The 18,621-nt window shown below is 70.2% G+C and carries 17 protein-coding genes; 2 read left to right on the top strand and 15 right to left on the bottom strand.

Going from position 1 to position 18,621, the window contains the following annotated elements; translation table 11 throughout:
• Positions 1–94: 94 nt before the first annotated feature.
• The 3 genes from AB0I10_RS27260 to AB0I10_RS27250 form a co-directional block, all read right to left on the bottom strand.
• A complete protein-coding gene (locus AB0I10_RS27260) occupies positions 95–745 on the bottom strand; it encodes a vitamin K epoxide reductase family protein (RefSeq protein WP_363155272.1) in 651 nt (216 codons plus the stop codon).
• A gap of 193 nt (positions 746–938) precedes the next feature.
• Positions 939–2,201 carry a histidine--tRNA ligase gene (gene hisS, locus AB0I10_RS27255; protein WP_363155271.1) on the bottom strand — a complete coding sequence of 421 codons (1,263 nt, stop codon included), beginning with the start codon at positions 2,199–2,201 and terminating at the stop codon, positions 939–941.
• Between the two features lie 11 nt (positions 2,202–2,212).
• Positions 2,213–2,926, bottom strand: a complete 714-nt coding sequence (locus AB0I10_RS27250) for an MBL fold metallo-hydrolase (protein WP_363155270.1) — start codon at positions 2,924–2,926, stop codon at positions 2,213–2,215.
• Between the two features lie 181 nt (positions 2,927–3,107).
• On the opposite strand from AB0I10_RS27250, the gene AB0I10_RS27245 reads away from it, so the two are divergent.
• Both AB0I10_RS27245 and AB0I10_RS27240 read left to right on the top strand, forming a co-directional pair.
• Positions 3,108–3,941, top strand: coding sequence for a peptidylprolyl isomerase (locus AB0I10_RS27245; RefSeq protein ID WP_363155269.1), 834 nt, complete (start codon positions 3,108–3,110; stop codon positions 3,939–3,941).
• A gap of 249 nt (positions 3,942–4,190) precedes the next feature.
• The gene (locus AB0I10_RS27240; protein ID WP_363155268.1) at positions 4,191–5,420 is read left to right on the top strand and encodes a DUF349 domain-containing protein; all 1,230 of its coding nucleotides are present in this window, start codon (positions 4,191–4,193) and stop codon (positions 5,418–5,420) included.
• A 63-nt stretch (positions 5,421–5,483) separates the two neighbouring features.
• On the opposite strand, the gene AB0I10_RS27235 is transcribed toward AB0I10_RS27240, so the two are convergent.
• From AB0I10_RS27235 to AB0I10_RS27180, 12 genes are all read right to left on the bottom strand, one after another.
• Positions 5,484–7,970 carry a bifunctional (p)ppGpp synthetase/guanosine-3',5'-bis(diphosphate) 3'-pyrophosphohydrolase gene (locus AB0I10_RS27235; protein WP_363155299.1) on the bottom strand — a complete coding sequence of 829 codons (2,487 nt, stop codon included), beginning with the start codon at positions 7,968–7,970 and terminating at the stop codon, positions 5,484–5,486.
• Between the two features lie 373 nt (positions 7,971–8,343).
• Complete coding sequence (locus AB0I10_RS27230; protein ID WP_363155267.1) at positions 8,344–8,892, bottom strand: adenine phosphoribosyltransferase; 549 nt, start codon at positions 8,890–8,892, stop codon at positions 8,344–8,346.
• Positions 8,889–10,004: a protein translocase subunit SecF gene (secF, locus tag AB0I10_RS27225; protein ID WP_363155266.1), complete on the bottom strand. Its 1,116-nt coding sequence runs from the start codon at positions 10,002–10,004 to the stop codon at positions 8,889–8,891. The genes AB0I10_RS27230 and secF overlap by 4 nt, the downstream gene beginning before the upstream one ends.
• Before the next feature lies 1 nt (position 10,005).
• Positions 10,006–11,802: a protein translocase subunit SecD gene (gene secD, locus AB0I10_RS27220; protein ID WP_363155265.1), complete on the bottom strand. Its 1,797-nt coding sequence runs from the start codon at positions 11,800–11,802 to the stop codon at positions 10,006–10,008.
• Between the two features lie 151 nt (positions 11,803–11,953).
• On the bottom strand, positions 11,954–12,481 hold the full coding sequence (yajC, locus tag AB0I10_RS27215) for a preprotein translocase subunit YajC (RefSeq protein ID WP_363155264.1): 528 nt from the start codon (positions 12,479–12,481) through the stop codon (positions 11,954–11,956).
• 161 nt (positions 12,482–12,642) lie between these two features.
• Positions 12,643–13,734, bottom strand: a complete 1,092-nt coding sequence (ruvB, locus tag AB0I10_RS27210; protein WP_363155263.1) for a Holliday junction branch migration DNA helicase RuvB — start codon at positions 13,732–13,734, stop codon at positions 12,643–12,645.
• Positions 13,735–13,816: 82 nt separating this feature from the next.
• Entirely contained in the window at positions 13,817–14,437 is a 621-nt protein-coding gene (ruvA, locus tag AB0I10_RS27205) for a Holliday junction branch migration protein RuvA (RefSeq protein WP_363155262.1), read from the bottom strand.
• A complete protein-coding gene (gene ruvC, locus AB0I10_RS27200; protein WP_363155261.1) occupies positions 14,434–15,006 on the bottom strand; it encodes a crossover junction endodeoxyribonuclease RuvC in 573 nt (190 codons plus the stop codon). Before ruvC ends, ruvA begins: the two co-directional genes overlap by 4 nt.
• Positions 15,007–15,223: 217 nt before the next feature.
• Entirely contained in the window at positions 15,224–15,976 is a 753-nt protein-coding gene (locus AB0I10_RS27195) for a YebC/PmpR family DNA-binding transcriptional regulator (protein WP_363155260.1), read from the bottom strand.
• 62 nt (positions 15,977–16,038) lie between these two features.
• Entirely contained in the window at positions 16,039–16,629 is a 591-nt protein-coding gene (pdxT, locus tag AB0I10_RS27190) for a pyridoxal 5'-phosphate synthase glutaminase subunit PdxT (RefSeq protein ID WP_363155259.1), read from the bottom strand.
• Positions 16,630–16,649: 20 nt separating this feature from the next.
• Complete coding sequence (pdxS, locus tag AB0I10_RS27185) at positions 16,650–17,561, bottom strand: pyridoxal 5'-phosphate synthase lyase subunit PdxS (RefSeq protein WP_363155258.1); 912 nt, start codon at positions 17,559–17,561, stop codon at positions 16,650–16,652.
• 167 nt (positions 17,562–17,728) lie between these two features.
• A complete protein-coding gene (locus tag AB0I10_RS27180) occupies positions 17,729–18,274 on the bottom strand; it encodes a hypothetical protein (protein WP_363155257.1) in 546 nt (181 codons plus the stop codon).
• Positions 18,275–18,621: the final 347 nt, after the last annotated feature.

Raw genomic sequence — 18,621 nt, 5'->3', positions numbered from 1 at the left:
GCCACCCCACTGACAACGCCCCCGGCCACGGCAGTGACCAGGGGCGTCGGGAAGCCGGAACGCCGAGGACCAGGCTCTGTCCTGGATCCGGGGCCTAGATCAGAGTGCTCCAGAACGACCACCACTTGGTGAGGATCAGCAGCCCGATCACTCCGTACCAGAGCACCGGCACGACCCAGTGGAACTCCACCACGGCCGTCCGCAGCCCCGCGGGGGCCGGGATGATGCCGTGCTTGATGTTGTGCGCGGTGGTGTACCAGAACATCAGGATGGTGACGCACCAGGCCAGCGTGCACCACAGGCACAGCGAGTTGATGTCGTACAGCGACTGGACCATCAGCCACATGCAGAAGACCGTACCGAGCAGCGTGCCGATGTTCAGCCCGATCCAGTACCAGGGCCGGAAGCGGGCGCCGGCCAGCAGGGCCATGCCGATCGCGACGACGACGGCGAAGCCGAGCAGCCCGGCCATCGGGTTCGGGAAGCCGAAGACCTCCGCCTGCGGGCTGTTCATGACGTTCTTGCAGGAAATGATCGGGTTGAGGCTGCAGGCCGGCTCGTAGCCCGGGTCCTTCAGCAGCTCGAACTTGTCCAGGGTGATGACCCACGCCGCCAGGATGCCCAGCGCGCCGGTGATCACCAGAAGCAGGGCGAAGCCGCGACCCGCGCCGATGGTGGCCGGGTCGCTCGCGTGATCGTCGTGATCGTCGTCGGTGGACACGTCATCAACCACTGTCGTCGTCATATCGCCGTTCCGTCGGTCGCTTGGAAGCTGAGGCGGGCGGGCCCACAGGACCGCGGGCACGCCCTTCATTCTGCCCCAACTCCACGACGGGCCACCGTTCGCTGCGCATAAAGAGGGCGAAGTCGCGCGCACGCGGTTGACACCGCTCCTGACACCGCAGCCGACGCTGCGCTTGACGCCGCCGTACGCGTCCTCAGCCCAGCCTGCGCCGGATCTCCTCGACCACGGCGTCCAGCGCGACCGGGGTCTGCTCACCGCTCTCCAGGTCCTTGACCTGCACGAGGCCCTCGGCCAGATCCCGCTCGCCGGCCACCAGCGCCAGCCGCGCGCCGGAGCGGTTGGCCGACTTCATGGCGTTCTTCAGGCCCTTGCCGCCGTACGCGAAGTCGGTGGCGACACCGGCCCTGCGCAGCGCGGTGACCGTACCGAAGAGCACCCGGCGGGCCTCCTCGCCGAGCGGTACCGCGTACACGGACGTGGCGGCGGGGATGTCGAGCGTGATGCCCTCCGCCTCCAGCGCGAGCACCGTGCGGTCCACGCCCAGCGCCCAGCCGACGGACGGCAGCTCGGGGCCGCCGATCATCTCGGAGAGCCCGTCGTAGCGGCCGCCGCCGCCCACCGCGGACTGCGAGCCCAGGCCGTCGTGGACGAACTCGAAGGTGGTGCGGGTGTAGTAGTCCAGGCCGCGCACCAGCTTCGCGTCGTCCTCGAAGGCCACGCCCGCCGCGGTCAGCAGCTCGCGCACCTGCTCGTGGTACGCCTTGCACTCCTCGCACAGGTAGTCGCGGAGCATGGGCGCCCCGATGAGCTGCTCCTGGACCGACTCGCGCTTGTCGTCCAGGACCCGCAGCGGGTTGATGTCGATCCGGCGCCGGGTGTCCTCGTCCAGCTCCAGCCCGCGCAGGAAGTCCTGCAGCGCGGCCCGGTAGACGGGGCGGCACGCGGTGTCGCCGAGCGAGTTCAGCAGGATGCGGAAGTCGCGCAGCCCCAGCGAGCGGTACGCCTGGTCGGCGAGGATGATCAGCTCGGCGTCCAGCGCCGGGTCCTCCGCGCCGATCGCCTCGGCGCCGACCTGCGAGAAGTGGCGGTAGCGGCCCTTCTGCGGGCGCTCGTAGCGGTAGTACGAGCCGGAGTACCAGAGCTTGACCGGCAGGTTGCCGCCCTTGTGGAGGTTGGCCTCCAGCGCCGCCCGCAGGACGGACGCGGTGCCCTCGGGGCGCAGCGCGAGCCGGTCGCCGCCCTTGGTCTCGAAGGCGTACATCTCCTTGGTCACGATGTCGGTGGACTCACCGACGCCGCGCGCGAACAGCTCGACGCTCTCGAATCCGGGCGTCTCGATGTAGCCGTAGCCGGAGTTCCTCAGCGGCGCGGAGATCGCCTCGCGCACCGCGAGATAGGTCGCGGAATTCGGCGGGAGCAGGTCGTACGTGCCCTTGGGGGCCTTGAAGGTGCTCACGGAAGGTCTCGTCACATTCCTCGTCGTGGAGCGGCGCTGAAGCCGTCTCCGAGGCCGGCGGCCACTTCCCGCAGATAGGGGTTGGTGGCGCGCTCGCGGCCGATGGTGGTCTGGGGGCCGTGGCCGGACAGGACGACGGTCGAGTCCTCCAGCGGCAGGCACACTCGCGCCAGCGACTGCAGGATCTCGGCGTGGTCGCCGCCCGGCATGTCGGTACGTCCGATGGAGCCGGCGAACAGCAGGTCGCCCGAGAAGAAGACCGGCGGGATGTCGGCCTGCTCGGGCATCCTGAACGTCACCGACCCCTTGGTATGGCCCGGGGCGTGCGCGACGGAGAACTCCATCCCGGCGAGCTCCAGGGAGGCACCGTCGGTCAGCTCCTTGACGTCGTCCGGCTCCCCCACGGTCAGTTCGCCCATGAGCTGCTGCCCGATGGAGCGGCCGATGGCCTTCTCCGGGTCGCTCATCATGAAGCGGTCCTCGGGGTGGATCCAGGCCGGGACGTCGTGCGCACCGCACACCGGGACCACCGAGGCGACGTGGTCGATGTGGCCGTGGGTGAGGACGACCGCGACGGGCTTGAGCCGATGCTTTCTGACCGCGTCCTCGACTCCTTGGGCCGCTTGATGGCCCGGGTCGATGATCACGCACTCCTCGCCTGCGGCGGGGGCGACCAGGTAGCAGTTGGTCCCCCAGGCCCCGGCGGGGAACCCGGCAATCAGCACGTTCGTCCTTAAAGGTCGTGGAGACCGGTCCGTGGGACCGCTCCCGGAAAGATCTCAGCAGCTCCAGAGCCTACCGGCGGGACTCCCGCCGGGGCGAACCCGTATACGGTACGGCCACGGCAGACCAGAGCGATCGATGGCCAAGGGATTCGACGACCTTGGCCAAGACAGGGAGAGACCGGTGGTCAGCAACGATCAGCGGCGGCGGCAGCTCGCCCGTGAGAAGTTCGAGCGCCAGCAGCAGCGCCGGGCGGCGGCCCAGCGCAAGACCAAGCGCCGCAACGTGATCATGGCGTCCGTTCTGGCCGTGGGCCTGGCCGCCGGCGGCGCCGCGTACGCCTCGGCCGGGCTGGCCGGCGGCAACGACCAGGAATCGGACGAGGCCGCGGTGACCCCGACGCCGTCCAAGGCGCCGGACCCGTGCGGCAGGCCCGCCAAGGGCTCCCCGTCCAAGGAGACCTGGAAGAAGGAGCCGGCGATGTCCATCGACACCTCCGCCTCCTACGCCGTCAAGCTGGACACGACCTGCGGGCAGATCGAGCTGAAGCTGGACGCCGGCAAGGCGCCGCACACCGTGAACTCCTTCTCCTTCCTCGCCGGGAAGGGCTATTTCGACCACAGCAAGTGCCACCGCCTGGTCGACCAGGGCCTCTTCGTGCTGCAGTGCGGCGACCCGGCCGGCACCGGCCGCGGGACGCCCGGCTACACCATCCCGGACGAGAACCTCAAGGATCCCCGGCTCAAGGGCAACATCTACCCGGCGGGCACGGTCGCCATGGCCAACCGCTACGACGGCCGGAACGAGAAGACCCGCGACTCCGGTGGCAGCCAGTTCTTCCTCGTCTACCAGGACAGCCAACTACCCCCGAACTACACGCCGTTCGGAACCATCACCGGCGGTATGGACGTCCTGCGCAAGATCGCCAAGGCCGGTTCGACACTCGACCCGGAAACCGGCAACACCGCGCCGAACGCCACCGTCGTCATCGATGGGGCAACGGTCAGGAAGTCCTGACCGCCGCCCGGCCGGCGGTCGGACGCCGCCGTCCCGCATCCGAACCGCCGAATTTCGGTCGCGATGGATGCGGACAGCCGACCGCCGGTCGCCTAGATTGGCGTGTGGGTAAGGTGCCTGCTCCGACGGCGGCACCCGCACCCGCAAGACAGCCCGTCGGACCGGCCAGGGCGCGGCTCTGCCGGACAGAAACTGTGGACGATGCCGGGGGGCCGCACGCCTCGGTCGGCATCATGTGGAGGAGGCGCTGTGAGCAGCGACCCATGGGGCCGCGTCGACGAGACGGGGACCGTGTACGTGCGTACCGCCGATGGCGAGAAGGTCGTCGGATCGTGGCAGGCGGGATCTCCCGAGGAGGCCCTCGCCTACTTCGAGCGCAAGTATGAGGGCCTGGTCGTCGAGATCGGCCTCCTCGAACGACGGGTCAAGACCACCGACCTGTCGGCGAAGGACGCCATGACCGCGATCGGCCATCTGCGCCAGCAGGTCGACGAGCACCACGCGGTGGGTGATCTGGAGGCGCTGACGAAGCGGCTGGACAAGCTCGTCGGCACCGTCGAGTCGCGCCGCGAGGAGCGCAAGGCGCAGAAGGCCAAGCAGAGCGACGAGGCCCGGCAGGCCAAGGAGAAGCTGGTCGCCGAGGCCGAGGAGCTGGCGGCCAGTGAGCAGTGGCGGGCGGCCGGTGAGCGGCTGCGCGCGCTGGTCGACAGCTGGAAGAGCCTGCCGCGTCTGGACCGCAAGGCGGACGACGAGCTGTGGCACCGCTTCTCGCACGCCCGCTCGGCGTTCTCCAAGCGGCGCAAGGCGCACTTCGCATCGCTGGACGCGCAGCGCGAGGAGTCCCGTAAGGCGAAGGAGAAGCTGGTCGCCGAGGCGGTGTCGCTGTCGAACTCGACGGATTGGGGGGCCACGGCCGCCCGCTACCGCGAGCTGATGACGGAGTGGAAGGCCGCGGGACGCGCCCAGCGCGAGCACGAGGACGACCTGTGGAACCGCTTCCGCGGCGCCCAGGACGTTTTCTTCCAGGCGCGCGGCGAGACCTTCGCCGAGCGGGACGCCGAGCAGCGGGAGAACCTCACCCGCAAGGAGGAGCTGGTCGTCGAGGCCGAGAAGCTGCTGCCCGTCTCGGACCTGAAGGCGGCGCGGGCCGCGTTCCGCTCGATCAATGAGCGGTGGGAGGCCATCGGCCATGTGCCGCGGGACGCCCGCCCGAAGATCGAGGGCCGGATGCACGCCGTCGAGCGCGCCATCCAGGACACCGAGGAGGCCGAGTGGCGGCGGACGAACCCTGAGGCGCGGGCGCGTGCCGCGGGGCTGACCGGTCAGCTGCAGGACGCCGTCGACAAGCTGCAGAAGCAGATCGACACGGCGCGGGCGGCCGGCAACAACGCCAGGGCCGACAAGCTCTCCCGTGAGCTGGAGGGCCGCAAGGCACTGCTGGACCAGGCGCTGAAGGGCATGGAGGAGTTCGGCGGCTGAAAGTAGCGCATATGTGAGGAGGGCCCCGGTACGAGTACCGGGGCCCTCCTTCTTTGCGTGTCGCTACGGTCTGCGGGCCGAAGTCACCCGGTAGACGTCGTAGACGCCCTCCACACCCCGTACCGCCTTCAGCACATGCCCCAGGTGCTTCGGGTCGCCCATCTCGAACGTGAAGCGGGAGGTGGCCACCCGGTCGCGGGAGGTCTGGACGGCCGCGGACAGGATGTTGACGTGCTGGTCGGAGAGCACCCGGGTGACGTCCGACAGCAGCCGGGAGCGGTCCAGCGCCTCGACCTGGATGGCGACCAGGAAGACCGAGGACTGGGTGGGCGCCCACTCGACCTCCAGGATCCGCTCCGGCTGCTTGGACAGCGAGTCCACGTTGACGCAGTCGGCGCGGTGAACCGATACGCCACTGCCGCGGGTGACGAACCCGATGATGGGGTCGCCCGGAACCGGCGTACAACAGCGGGCGAGTTTGACCCACACATCGTCGACGCCCTTGACGACGACGCCCGGGTCGGCGCTGGAGCGCCGCTTGGAGCGCGGCCGGATCGGCGTCGACTCGGCGATGTCCTCGGTGGCCTCGTCCTGGCCGCCGAGCGCCTGCACCAGCTTCTGGACGACGCCCTGCGCGGCGACGTGGCCCTCGCCGATGGCCGCGTACAGCGAGGAGATGTCGGGGTAGCGCATCTCGTGCGCGAGGGTGACCAGGGAGTCGCCGGTCAGGATCCGCTGGATCGGCAGGTTCTGCTTCCGCATGGCACGCGCGATGGCGTCCTTGCCCTGCTCGATGGCCTCGTCGCGGCGCTCCTTGGAGAACCAACCACGGATCTTGTTACGGGCGCGGGGGGACTTGACGAAGCCCAGCCAGTCGCGGGACGGCCCCGCGCCGGGCGCCTTGGAGGTGAAGACCTCCACCAGGTCGCCGTTGTCCAGGGTCGATTCGAGGGGGACCAGCCGCCCGTTGACCCGCGCTCCTATCGTGCGGTGGCCGACCTCGGTGTGCACCGCGTACGCGAAGTCCACGGGGGTGGCACCGGCCGGCAGCGCTATCACGTCGCCCTTCGGCGTGAAGACGAAGACCTCGTTGCGGGAGAGGTCGAAGCGCAGCGATTCGAGGAACTCGCCCGGGTCCTCGGTCTCCTTCTGCCAGTCCAGCAACTGGCGCAGCCACGCCATGTCGTTGACGGCGTCCTTGTCCTTGCCCACCCCCCGGGGCGCGTCCGTACGCACCTTGGAGGCGCCGGCCACCGCCTCCTGCTTGTACTTCCAGTGCGCGGCGATGCCGTACTCGGCGCGGCGGTGCATGTCGAAGGTGCGGATCTGCAGCTCGACGGGCTTGCCGCTGGGGCCGATGACCGTCGTGTGCAGCGACTGGTACATGTTGAACTTGGGCATCGCGATGTAGTCCTTGAACCGGCCGGGGACCGGATTCCATCGCGCGTGGACGGTGCCCAGCGCCGCATAGCAGTCGCGGACGGTGTCGACGAGGACGCGGATGCCCACCAGGTCGTAGATCTCCGCGAAGTCCCGGCCGCGGACGATCATCTTCTGGTAGACGCTGTAGTAGTGCTTCGGCCGGCCGGTGACGGTGGCCTTGATGCGGGCGGCACGCAGATCGGTCTGGACCTCGTCGGTCACTATGGCCAGATACTCGTCGCGCTTGGGCGCCCGCTCGGCGACCAGCCGCACGATCTCGTCGTACATCTTGGGGTAGAGGATCGCGAAGGCGAGGTCCTCCAGCTCCCACTTGATGGTGTTCATGCCCAGGCGGTGGGCCAGGGGCGCGTAGATCTCAAGGGTTTCGCGGGCCTTCTTCTCCTGCTTCTCCCGCTTGAGATAGCGCATGGTGCGCATGTTGTGCAGCCGGTCGGCGAGCTTGATGACCAGGACGCGCGGGTCCTTGGCCATCGCGACGACCATCTTGCGGACGGTCTCGGCCTGCGCGGCCTCACCGAACTTGACCCGGTCGAGCTTGGTGACGCCGTCGACGAGCAGCGCGACCTGGTCGCCGAAGTCGCGGCGCAGGGTGTCCAGGCCGTATTCGGTGTCCTCGACGGTGTCGTGCAGCAGGCCCGCCATCAGCGTGGCCGGATCCATCCCCAGCTCGGCGAGGATCGTGGTCACCGCGAGCGGGTGGGTGATGTACGGGTCGCCGCTCTTGCGCTTCTGACCGCGGTGCCAACGCTCGGCGACCTGGTAGGCCCGCTCGATCTGGCGCAGCGTGGCCGCCTCGATCTTGGGGTCGTTGCTGCGTACGACGCGCAGCAGCGGCTCCAGGACCGGGTTGTACGGGCTGGAGCGCTGCACACCGAGCCGGGCGAGGCGGGCCCGTACCCGGTTGGGGGAACCAGAGCGGCCCGCGGGGGCGGGCGGCAGGGGCTTGGGCGCCGGGGCCGCGGCGGGCGGGTCGGCCTTGGCGGGCGGCTTGGGCGCGGGGTCCTGCTTCGACGCGGTCTCCGGCTCGGCGGCCGGCGCGGACTTGGGCGCGGCAGTACCCGGCTTGGGCTCGGGGGCCGGGTCGGCAGCCGGAGCGGACCCGTTCACGGTGGCCGGGGCCGCGGCGGCGGGCCGGTCGGCCGGCGACGCGGGCTTGGTGGTGCCGTTGGGCGCGCTCGGCCGCTCGGGCTTCTGCGCGTCCGCGGAAGCCGCGGAAGCCCCTTCGTGGGGGGTCGGCTCGACCGGGCGCGCGGCGGGGGATTCCGCCGGACGCAGTCCGGGGGAGAGCGGCTGGGCCTCGTCTGGCAAGAGCACTCCTCAAGCGGTTCCGGACCCCTGGACCACGAACAGGCCGGGGTGCCATGGTATCGACCCCCGGGTCGGGACTCTCCCTGGGCCATGGGTCCGTACATGACACAGCACCAGGGGCACCCGGATTCTTCCGGGTGCCCCTGGTGCTCATGCGACGGGAGAGCTCGGCTCAGACCGTGATCAGGGCCTCCAGGGGAGCGCCCTTCAGACCGGACTCCAGCCGCTGCCGCCCGGCCAGGAAACCGAGCTCCAGCAGCACCGCGAGACCCGCCACCTCGGCGCCGGCACGGCGGATGAGCTGCAACGACGCATCGGCGGTGCCGCCGGTGGCCAGTACGTCGTCGATCACCAGCACCCGGTCGCCCGGGGCCAGCGCATCGGCGTGGATCTCGATCTCGGCGGTGCCGTACTCCAGCTCGTACGCCTGCCCGAGCGTGGCGCCGGGCAGCTTGCCCGCCTTGCGTACGGGGACGAAACCGATGCCGGCGCGGACCGCTACCGGGGCGGCGAGGATGAATCCGCGCGCCTCCAGGCCCACGACCTTGTCCGCGCGATGGCGGGCGCACAGATCGACGAACGCGTCGGTGAGCGCGCCGAAGGCGGCCGCGTCGGCCAGCAGCGGGGTGATGTCCTTGAACATCACGCCCGGCTGCGGGTAGTCCGGGACGTCCGAGATCCGGCTGAGGAGCAGCTCGCGCAGCTCGGCGTCGGCGCTCATCGGCGCTTGCCCGACGGCCGGCCGCGTCCGCGGTTGCGGGAAGCGGGCTGCGGGCCCACGACGGCGGCATCGTCGCCGTCGTCGGCGTCATCGGCACCGGGGATCGCGTCCTGCGGCTCCTCCTGGCCCGCGCCCTTGGCGGCAGCCGCGGCGCGCTTCGCCAGCACCCGCTTGGCCAGGGCCTTCATCTGCGGCTCGCGCTCCTTGAAGTCGGCGACCAGCGGGGTCGCGATGAAGATCGAGGAGTACGCACCGGCCGCGAGGCCGACGAACAGGGCGAGCGAGATGTCGTTGAGCATGCCCGCGCCCAGCACACCACCGCCGACGAACAGCAGACCGGCGACCGGGAGCAGCGCCACGACGGTGGTGTTGATGGAGCGCACCAGGGTGCCGTTGATGCTGCGGTTGGCGATCTCGCTGTAGGTGAAGCGGGTCTGCTTGGTGATGTCCTTGGAGGATTCCTTCAGGCTGTCGAAGACGACGACCGTGTCATAGAGGGAGTAACCGAGGATCGTCAGCAGACCGATGACCGTACCCGGGGTGACCTCGAAGCCGACCAGGGCGTAGATGCCGACCGTGATCGTGAGGTCGTGGATCAGCGCGATCAGGGCGCCGAGTGCCATCCGCCATTCGAAGGCGATGGCCAGGTAGATCACCACGAGGAGCATGAAGATGGCCAGGCCCAGCCAGGCCTTGTTGGCGATCTCCTCGCCCCAACTCGGGCCGACCAGCTGGGTGTTGATGTCCTGGACCGGGACCTTCAGGTCCTTGGCGAGCTCTTCCTGGACCGGGACGGCCTGCTGGGTGTCCAGGCCGCCGATCTGGATGCGCAGCGCGCTGCCGCCGAGCTTCTGCACGACGGCCTGGTGGCCGCCGGACGCCGACTCGGCCATGTGCTCCGCCTGCGTGGCCGACACGGAGGTCTTCGGGGTGGTGAAGACCGCGCCGCCGGAGAACTCGATGCCCATGTTCAGGCCGCGCACCGCCAGGCCGACGATGGCCGTGATGGTGATGAGGATCGAGATGCCGTACCAGATCTTCCGCTTGCCGATGAAGTCGTAGCCGACCTCACCGCGGTAGAGCCGGGCGCCGATGTTTCCGAGCTTGGACACCTCACGCCTCCTTCGTCTGGGTGGGGGCGCTGCGGCGTCGGCGCAGCGGTGGCTTGGCGCCCAACCGCTTGGGGTCCAGGCCGGACCAGGGATGGCCCTCGGAGAAGAACTTCCGCCGGGCGAGCATCGTCATCAGCGGCTTGGTGAAGAAGAAGACCACGACGACGTCCAGGACGGTGGTCAGGCCGAGCGTGAACGCGAAGCCCTTCACCTTGCCGACGGTGACGATGAACAGCACCGCGGCGGCCAGGAACGACACGAAGTCGGAGACCAGGATCGTACGGCGGGCCCGCGGCCAGCCGCGCTCGACGGCCGGACGAAGGGTGCGGCCCTCGCGGATCTCGTCCCTGATGCGTTCGAAGTAGACGATGAAGGAGTCGGCGGTGATACCGATGGCGACGATGGCGCCGCAGACCGCCGGGAGGTTCAGCGCGAACCCGATGGTCGGGCCGAGCAAGGTCATGATCGTGTACGTCAGGACCGCCGAGACACCGAGGCTGGCCAGCGCGACCAGCGCCAGGCCCCGGTAGTAGGCGACCAGGTAGATGACGACCAGTGCCAGGCCGATGGCGCCGGCGATCAGACCGGCCTCCAGCTGCTCGCTGCCGAGCGCCGCGGTGACCGTGGTCTCGTCATCGATCTTGAACGAGAGCGGCAGGGCGCCGTACGACAGCATGTTGCCCAGGTCCTCGGCGGACTGCTGGGTGAAGCCACCGGAGATGGTGGCGCTTCCACCGTTGAGCCGCTGGCTGACGCGCGGGTCGGAGACCACCGCGCCGTCCAGGACGATCGCGAACTGGTTCTGCGGCTGCACCTTGGTGGCGAGCTCGCCGGTGATGTCCGCGAACTTCTTGCCGCCGTCGGACGTGAAGTCCATCTGGACGATCCAGCCCTGGCCCTGCTGGCTGTCGAAGACCGCCTTGGCGTCCTTGACGTCGGTGCCCTCGACGCCGACCGGGCCGAGCGCGTACTTCTGCGTGCCGTCGTCACTGCAGGCCACGACCGGGTCGGACGGCTTGGCGTTCGACGCCTGCTGACCGGCCTCGGCGCGGCCCTGCTTCGTGGTGCAGTCCAGCGCGGCGAACTTCTTCTGCAGCGAGGCCGGGACGCCCTCGGCGCCGCTCGGGGGCGGGGGCGGCGGCGTGGCGGGCTTGGACGGGCCGGAGGACGCGGTGGGCTTGGCCGTGGGCGCCTTCTTCAGGGCGTCCGTGACGGCACGGCCCTGGGTCGTGGCGCTCGCGGTGGGCGTGGCCGCCGACGAGCCGTTCGGCTTGCCGTCGTCCTTCGTGCCCTGGTCGTCCTTGCCCTTGGCTTCCTGATCCGTGCCGTTCTTGCCCCTGCCCTTCGCCTCCTTGGAGGGGTTGGGGGAAGGCTCGGGGATCTTGGCGCCCGTGGTGGTGGTCAGCACCGGGCGGAATCCGAGCTGGGCGGTGGTGCCGACCTGTTCCCGGGCCTGCTTCGCGTCCGTCCCCTTGGGGATGTTCACGACGATGTGGTTGCTGCCCTGCGTCTGGACCTCGGACTCGGACACACCGAGACCGTTGACCCGCCGCTCCATGATGCCGGCGGCGGTGTTCATATTGGTCTCGTTGATCGCGTTGGGCTTGCCCGGCTGGTTCTGGGCCGCCAGCGTGAAGCTGGTGCCGCCTGCCAGGTCGATGCCCAGCCGGGGCGTCGTGGTACCGGAGTAGAACATTCCTCCGACCAGCGCCACCATCGCGATCAGGATCAGAACCAGGGACCGCCCCGGATGACCCTGGCTCGCGGGCGCCCTGCGGCCCTTCTTGGGTGCTGCCACCTTCTCGTATCTCCCTGTCCAACCACTCGGCTTCGGGTGTCTGCCGAGCGGCCACGAAGTGTTGTGGGGACGTGCCCCCGCCGGAGCCTAGACCGTCCCGGAACCGCGGTGCACCGCCCGTGGGGCGCGCCGCGGTTCCGTTGTGGGCGGACTACTTCGCGTCGGCGCCGCCGGCCTTCTTCTCATCCTTGGCGGCGTCCGCCTCGGTCTTGGCCTCGGCGTCCTTCACATCGTCGGCGTCGGCCTCGGCGTCCTTGTCGGCGTCGGCCGGGGCCTCGGCCTTGCCCAGGTCGATCTTGTCGGCCTTGTCGCCCGTCTCCGCGGCCTCGTCGGCCGGGGCACCGGTCAGCGAGGAGGCGTCGTCCGGGACGACCGGCTCGTCGTGGCCGACCGCTTCGGCGCCGTCCAGAATGCGGTTGTACTCCTCGTCCGCGAGCACCGCGCCGATGGCGTTCTTGGCGTAGATGGCGTGCACGCCGGGGGCGACCTCCAGGAGGACGGTGTCCTCGTGGATTTCCTTGACGGTGGCGTACATGCCACCGATCGTCCGGACGCCGGTGCCGGCCTGCATGTCATCCCGCATCTGCTGGGCCGCCTGCTGCTTCTTCTTGGCGGACCGCGTCATCAGGAACATGGCCCCGATGAGGACGATGAAGGGGAGGAGAGTCACGATACTCACGGGACGGAAATCCTTCGCACGACCGCTGATGCACGGTCTATATACGGGGGTGGGTATGCCGGCCCAGACGGACGGCATCGGCGGAGTCTAAGCGAGTCCCCACCAGTGGAACAACGCCCAGCATCGCACCGTAGTTCCTAGCCGGGCGAGTCTCCGCGCCGTCACGGCCCGAACAAGCCCTGCTGCCCGTTTCCTCCCGCTTGCTGTTGCGGCGGGACGAGGCCCATATGGGTCCAGGCAGCCGGGGTCGCGATCCGGCCGCGGGGCGTACGGGCCAGCAGACCCTCGCGCACCAGGAACGGCTCGGCGACCTCCTCGACCGTCTCGCGCTCCTCCCCCACCGCGACGGCGAGGGTGGACAGCCCCACCGGGCCGCCGCCGAACAGCTTGAGCAGGGCGGTGAGCACCGCGCGGTCCAGGCGGTCCAGGCCGCGGCCGTCGACCTCGTAGACCGCCAGGGCCTGCGAGGCGATCTCGCGGGTGATCACGCCGTCGGCCTTGACCTGGGCGTAGTCACGGACGCGGCGCAGCAGGCGGTTGGCGATACGGGGCGTGCCGCGGGAGCGGCCGGCGATCTCGGCGGCACCCTCGGGTTCTATGTCGACATCCAGCAGGCCGGCCGAGCGGTGGATGACCCGCTCCAGCTCGGCGGGGGTGTAGAACTCCATATGGCCGGTGAAGCCGAAGCGGTCGCGCAGCGGGGGCGGCAGCAGGCCGGCCCGGGTGGTGGCGCCGACCAGGGTGAACGGCGGGAGTTCGAGGGGGATGGCGGTGGCGCCCGGCCCCTTGCCGACGATGACGTCGACGCGGAAGTCCTCCATCGCCATGTAGAGCATTTCCTCGGCGGGCCGGGACATCCGGTGGATCTCGTCGAGGAAGAGGACCTCGCCCTCCTGGAGGGAGGAGAGGATCGCGGCGAGATCACCGGCGTGCTGGATGGCGGGGCCGGAGGTGATGCGGATCGGGGCGCCCATCTCGGCGGCGATGATCATCGACAGGGTCGTCTTGCCGAGGCCCGGCGCCCCGGAGAGCAGGACGTGGTCGGCGGTGGCGCCGCGTGCACGGGCCGCACGCAGCACCAGGTCGAGCTGCTCGCGCACCCGCTCCTGGCCGACGAATTCCTCCAGGTCCTTGGGCCGCAGGGCGGCTTCGACGGCGGAGTCCTCGCCGTCCGCGTCGGCCCCGACGAGCCGGTCGGCCGCGCCGTTGGGAGCGTCCTCTGCGGTGGACGGTGCGGTGTCGTCCCAGTTCACTGCGGATTGCCTCGCGAAGTCGGGGCGGCCGGGCCGCCAGCGTGGTCGTACGGTCGGGGGCGCGGGGACCCGGTTGCGGCGGTCATCGCGCCCTGTTGAGGGTCTGCAGTGCGGCCTTGAGGAGCTGCGGCACCTGCGGCTGCGCGCCTTCGGCGAGGGCCGCCTCGGCCTTCGGGGCGACCGCGTCGAGCGCTTCGTCCGCCTCCCGCGTCGCATAGCCGAGGCCGATCAGCGCGGCGTGCAGCTGGTCGCGCCAGCCGGCCGTCACCGCGCTGCCGACGCCCGCGCGGCCGGTGCCGACCGGCGCGCCGAGGCGGTCCTTGAGCTCCAGGAGCAGCTTCTGCGCGCCCTTCTTGCCGATGCCGGGCACGGCGGTGAGGGTCTTCTCGTCCCCGTTGGCGACCGCGAGGCGCAGGGTGTCCGGGGAGTGCACGGCCAGCATCGCTTGGGCGAGCCGTGGGCCGACGCCGCTGGCGGTCTGCAGCAGCTCGAAGGTCTGCCGCTCGTCGTCGTCTGCGAAGCCGTAGAGGGTGAGCGAGTCCTCGCGGACGACGAGGGAGGTGGCGAGCTTGGCCTGCTGTCCGATGCGCAGCCCGGACAGGGTGTTCGGCGTGCACTGGACGGCCATGCCGATTCCGCCGACCTCGACGACGGCGGTGTCCGGTGCGAGGGCCGCGACCGGGCCGGAGACGAAGGCGATCATCGGGTGCCCTTCTGGGGGGTGCCACGGCGGATGCCGGAGGCGCGGACGGGAGCGGCGCGGCGGGCCGCGGCATGCGCCTGCTGGAGGCGGTTGACCGCGGGGGCGCGCCAGATGTGGCAGATGGCGAGCGCGAGGGCGTCGGCGGCGTCGGCCGGTTTGGGGGGCGCGTCGAGCCGCAGCAGCCGGGTGACCATCGCGCCGACCTGGGCCTTGTCGGCCCGGCCCGATCCCGTCACGGCGGCCTTGACCTCGCTGGGGGTGTGCAGCGCGACCGGCAGCCCGCGGCGGGCGGCGCACAGCATCGCGACCGCACTGGCCTGGGCGGTGCCCATGACCGTACGGACGTTGTGCTGGCTGAACACCCGCTCCACGGCGACGTATTCGGGGCGGTGCGTATCGAGCCACTGCTCAATGCCACGCTCGATGAGGACGAGGCGGTCGGCGATGTCCGCGTCCGCGGGCGTACGCACGACGCCGACGCCGGCCATCGTCAGCGGTCGTCCGGCCACCCCCTCGACCACGCCGACGCCGCAACGCGTCAACCCCGGGTCCACCCCGAGCACCTTCACGGTGCCCCTCCCCTCATGCCGTACCTTGCCGTGCCTTGCCTGCCGCAGCCGGGTGGCTGCCGTACCGTTTCGGCCCGCCACTCCCCCATGGGGGGAACGGAGATCCCCTGCTCAGCACAGTATCCGGTGGCACTGACAACGCGACGGGCCGACAGGGGCGTGTTCCCCCGTCGGCCCGTCGCGTCAGCCGTGCCGGCCCCGCCTCAGTCGTCGGCCCTCAGGCGTCGACCTTGGCCATCACATCGTCCGAGACGTCGAAGTTGGCGAAGACGTTCTGCACGTCGTCGCTGTCCTCCAGCGCGTCGATCAGCTTGAAGATCTTGCGTGCGCCCTCTTCCTCCAGCTCGACCTGCATGGTCGGGACGAAGTTGGCGTCGGCCGAGTCGTAGTCGATGCCGGCTTCCTGGAGCGCGGTGCGGACCGCGACCAGGTCGGTGGCCTCGCTGAGCACCTCGAAGGACTCACCAAGGTCGTTGACCTCTTCGGCGCCCGCGTCCAGGACCGCGCCCAGGACGTCGTCCTCGGCCAGCTCGCCCTTGGGGACGATCACCACGCCCTTGCGGTTGAACAGGTAGGACACCGAGCCCGGGTCGGCCATCGAACCGCCGTTGCGGGTCATCGCGACGCGGACGTCCGAGGCGGCGCGGTTGCGGTTGTCGGTGAGGCACTCGATGAGCACCGCGACACCGTTGGGGCCGTACCCCTCGTACATGATGGTTTCGTAGTCGGCGCCGCCCGCCTCAAGACCCGCACCGCGCTTGACCGCGGAGTCGATGTTCTTGTTGGGCACCGAGCTCTTCTTGGCCTTCTGAATGGCGTCGAAGAGCGTCGGGTTGCCGTCCGGGTCGGCGCCGCCGGTACGGGCCGCGACCTCAATGTTCTTGATCAGCTTCGCGAAGAGCTTGCCGCGCTTGGCATCGATCACGGCCTTCTTGTGCTTCGTCGTAGCCCATTTAGAGTGGCCGGACATCCGCCTGTCTCCTTCGCGTAACCAATTGAGAAACGAACGCCTGAGATCCTACCGGGATCCGATCACGCCGCCGTACGCACCATATCGACGAAGAACGCGTGGATCCGGTGGTCGCCGGTGAGCTCCGGGTGGAAAGACGTGGCGAGGACGTTACCTTGCCGGACGGCCACCGTGTGGCCGCCGTACGTCGCCAGGACATCCGCCGCCGCGCCGACCGACTCCACCCAGGGCGCCCGGATGAAGACGCCCTCGACCGGTCCGCCCGGGATGCCCGCGACCTCGACGGCCGCCTCGAAGGACTCGTTCTGCCGCCCGAAGGCGTTCCGGCGCACGATCATGTCGATGCCGCCGAGCGTCTCCTGGTCCTCCCGGGCGTCCAGCAGCTTGTCCGCGACCATGATCATGCCGGCGCAGGTGCCGTAGACCGGCTTGCCCGCCCGGACGAACGCGCGCAGCGGCTCCAGCATGCCGAAGGCGACCGCCAGCTTGGACATGGTGGTGGACTCGCCGCCCGGAATGACCAGGCCGTCGAGCTCCTCCAGCTCCTCGGGGCGGCGTACCGGCCTGGCCAGGGCGTCCGCCTCGGCAAGCGCCGTGAGGTGCTCGCGGACGTCGCCCTGGAGGGCCAGCACACCGATGGTGGGGGTGCTCATGTGCGTCTGTGTCCCTGTCCTTACCAGCCGCGGTTGGCGTAGCGCTCGGCCTCGGGGAGGGTGTCGCAGTTGATGCCGACCATGGCCTCGCCGAGGTTGCGCGAGACATCCGCGATGACCTTCGGGTCGTCGTAGAAGGTGGTGGCCTTCACGATCGCGGCGGCGCGCTTGGCCGGGTCGCCGGACTTGAAGATGCCGGAGCCGACGAAGACGCCCTCGGCGCCGAGCTGGCGCATCAGCGCGGCGTCGGCCGGGGTGGCGACACCGCCGGCGGAGAACAGCACGACCGGCAGCTTGCCGAGCTCGGCGACCTCCTTGACCAGCTCGTACGGGGCGCGCAGCTCCTTGGCGGCGGCGAACAGCTCGTTGTTGTCACAGCCGCGCAGCTTGGCGATCTCGGCCTTGATCTGGCGGAGGTGGCGGACCGCCTCGACGACGTTGCCGGTGCCGGCCTCGCCCTTCGAGCGGATCATGGCCGCGCCCTCGGCGATCCGGCGCAGGGCCTCGCCCAGGTTGGTGGCACCACAGACGAAGGGGGTGGTGAAGGCCCACTTGTCGGAGTGGTTGACCTCGTCGGCCGGGGTGAGGACCTCGGACTCGTCGATGTAGTCGACGCCGAGCGACTGCAGGACCTGGGCCTCGACGAAGTGGCCGATGCGGGACTTGGCCATGACCGGGATGGACACGGCGTTGATGATGCCGTCGATCATGTCGGGGTCGGACATACGGGCCACGCCGCCGTCCTTGCGGATGTCCGCCGGAACCCGCTCCAGGGCCATGACGGCGACGGCGCCCGCGTCCTCGGCGATCTTCGCCTCTTCCGGCGTGACGACGTCCATGATCACGCCGCCCTTGAGCTGCTCGGCCATACCGCGCTTGACGCGCGCGGTTCCGGTCTCGGGGTGCTGGGGCGTGGTGGGCGTGCTGGACACGGTTGACCTCACTCAGTGCGGGTGGCTTTACTCCGCCGCCCACACAACCGTTTGTGAGGCACGCTCGAAAAGGGCCAATTAGAGGTCAGTGGCTCGTTACAGCCGGGCGGCGGCTCCTCGTCACGGCCGGTCGGCGGCGTCCGGCCCCGCCGACGGGGCGTCCACCGTCAGTTTCCGGCCGAGCGGTCGTCCAGGACGGCGGGCGGCTCGTCGTCCATCTCGAAGGCCAGCGGGAACGGCGCATGGCCCGCGAGCCGGAGGTAGCGCACCAGCCGGTGGCGGCGGACGGCGCGGGCGGCCCGTACGGAGTCGTTGTGGAAGCGGCGCGCCATCGGGACGCGGCGGACCGCGGCGGTGAGTTCGGTGACCGTCTGCTCGCCGCCCGGGGCCTCCCGTACGGCCTCCAGCTGTGCCTCCTCGGCGAAGATCGCGCGCAGCGCCTGGCTGAGTTCGCTCTCGGCCACCTCGCGGTGGTCCTCCTCGGCCTGCCGGGCCTCGTGCGCGGCCTGGTAGAGGACGATCGAGGCGGCGGGGTCGAGGACTCCCGACGTGCCGACCTCCTGCGCGACGGAAGCGCGCCGCAGGAGTTGCGCGTCCAGGGCCGCGCGGGCGGCGTCGATGCGGGTGTGCAGGCGGTCCAGGCGGCCGGCCGTCCAGCTCAGGTAGACGCCGATGAGGACGATGGCGGCTGCGATCCAGATGAGAGTGGTCACGCGGGGTCACATTACGCGGTTCGCTGCGCCGGGCCGCGGCCGATGGGGGTGACCGTTCGTTGCCGGGTGCGGCACCGTTTCGGTGTGTTTCGCCTGCGGCGGGCTTTCGGGTGGGGTTCCGGGCCTCCGGACTTCGTCCTGCGGCCCGCACTCCCCTCCCGTTGTGGGTGGGTGGGGGGTGCGGGCTCGCGTGCCTGGGTCTGTGCAGGTGTGCGGTTGCTCTGGGGGCTGTCCGATGGGTCAGGGTCGGACAGGCCCTAGTTGTGCTGTCCCGGCACGTTGGTGACACGCGTGCTGGGTGCTTGAACGGGTGAGGGCCTTCTGGGTTCGGTGTGGATTGCGACACT

Source organism: Streptomyces sp. NPDC050636 (genome assembly GCF_040654775.1).
GTDB lineage: Bacteria > Actinomycetota > Actinomycetes > Streptomycetales > Streptomycetaceae > Streptomyces.
The sequence above is the reverse complement of the archived record's forward strand: the minus strand, read 5'-3'. Positions and strand labels throughout refer to the sequence as shown.

Coding starts and splice junctions, on each gene's coding strand:
- pdxT (WP_363155259.1), bottom strand. CDS start 16,629: ATGAGCACCCCCACCATCGGTGTGCTGGCCCTCCAGGGCGACGTCCGC.
- AB0I10_RS27195 (WP_363155260.1), bottom strand. CDS start 15,976: ATGTCCGGCCACTCTAAATGGGCTACGACGAAGCACAAGAAGGCCGTG.
- AB0I10_RS27260 (WP_363155272.1), bottom strand. CDS start 745: ATGACGACGACAGTGGTTGATGACGTGTCCACCGACGACGATCACGAC.
- AB0I10_RS27230 (WP_363155267.1), bottom strand. CDS start 8,892: ATGAGCGCCGACGCCGAGCTGCGCGAGCTGCTCCTCAGCCGGATCTCG.
- ruvA (WP_363155262.1), bottom strand. CDS start 14,437: ATGATCGCCTTCGTCTCCGGCCCGGTCGCGGCCCTCGCACCGGACACC.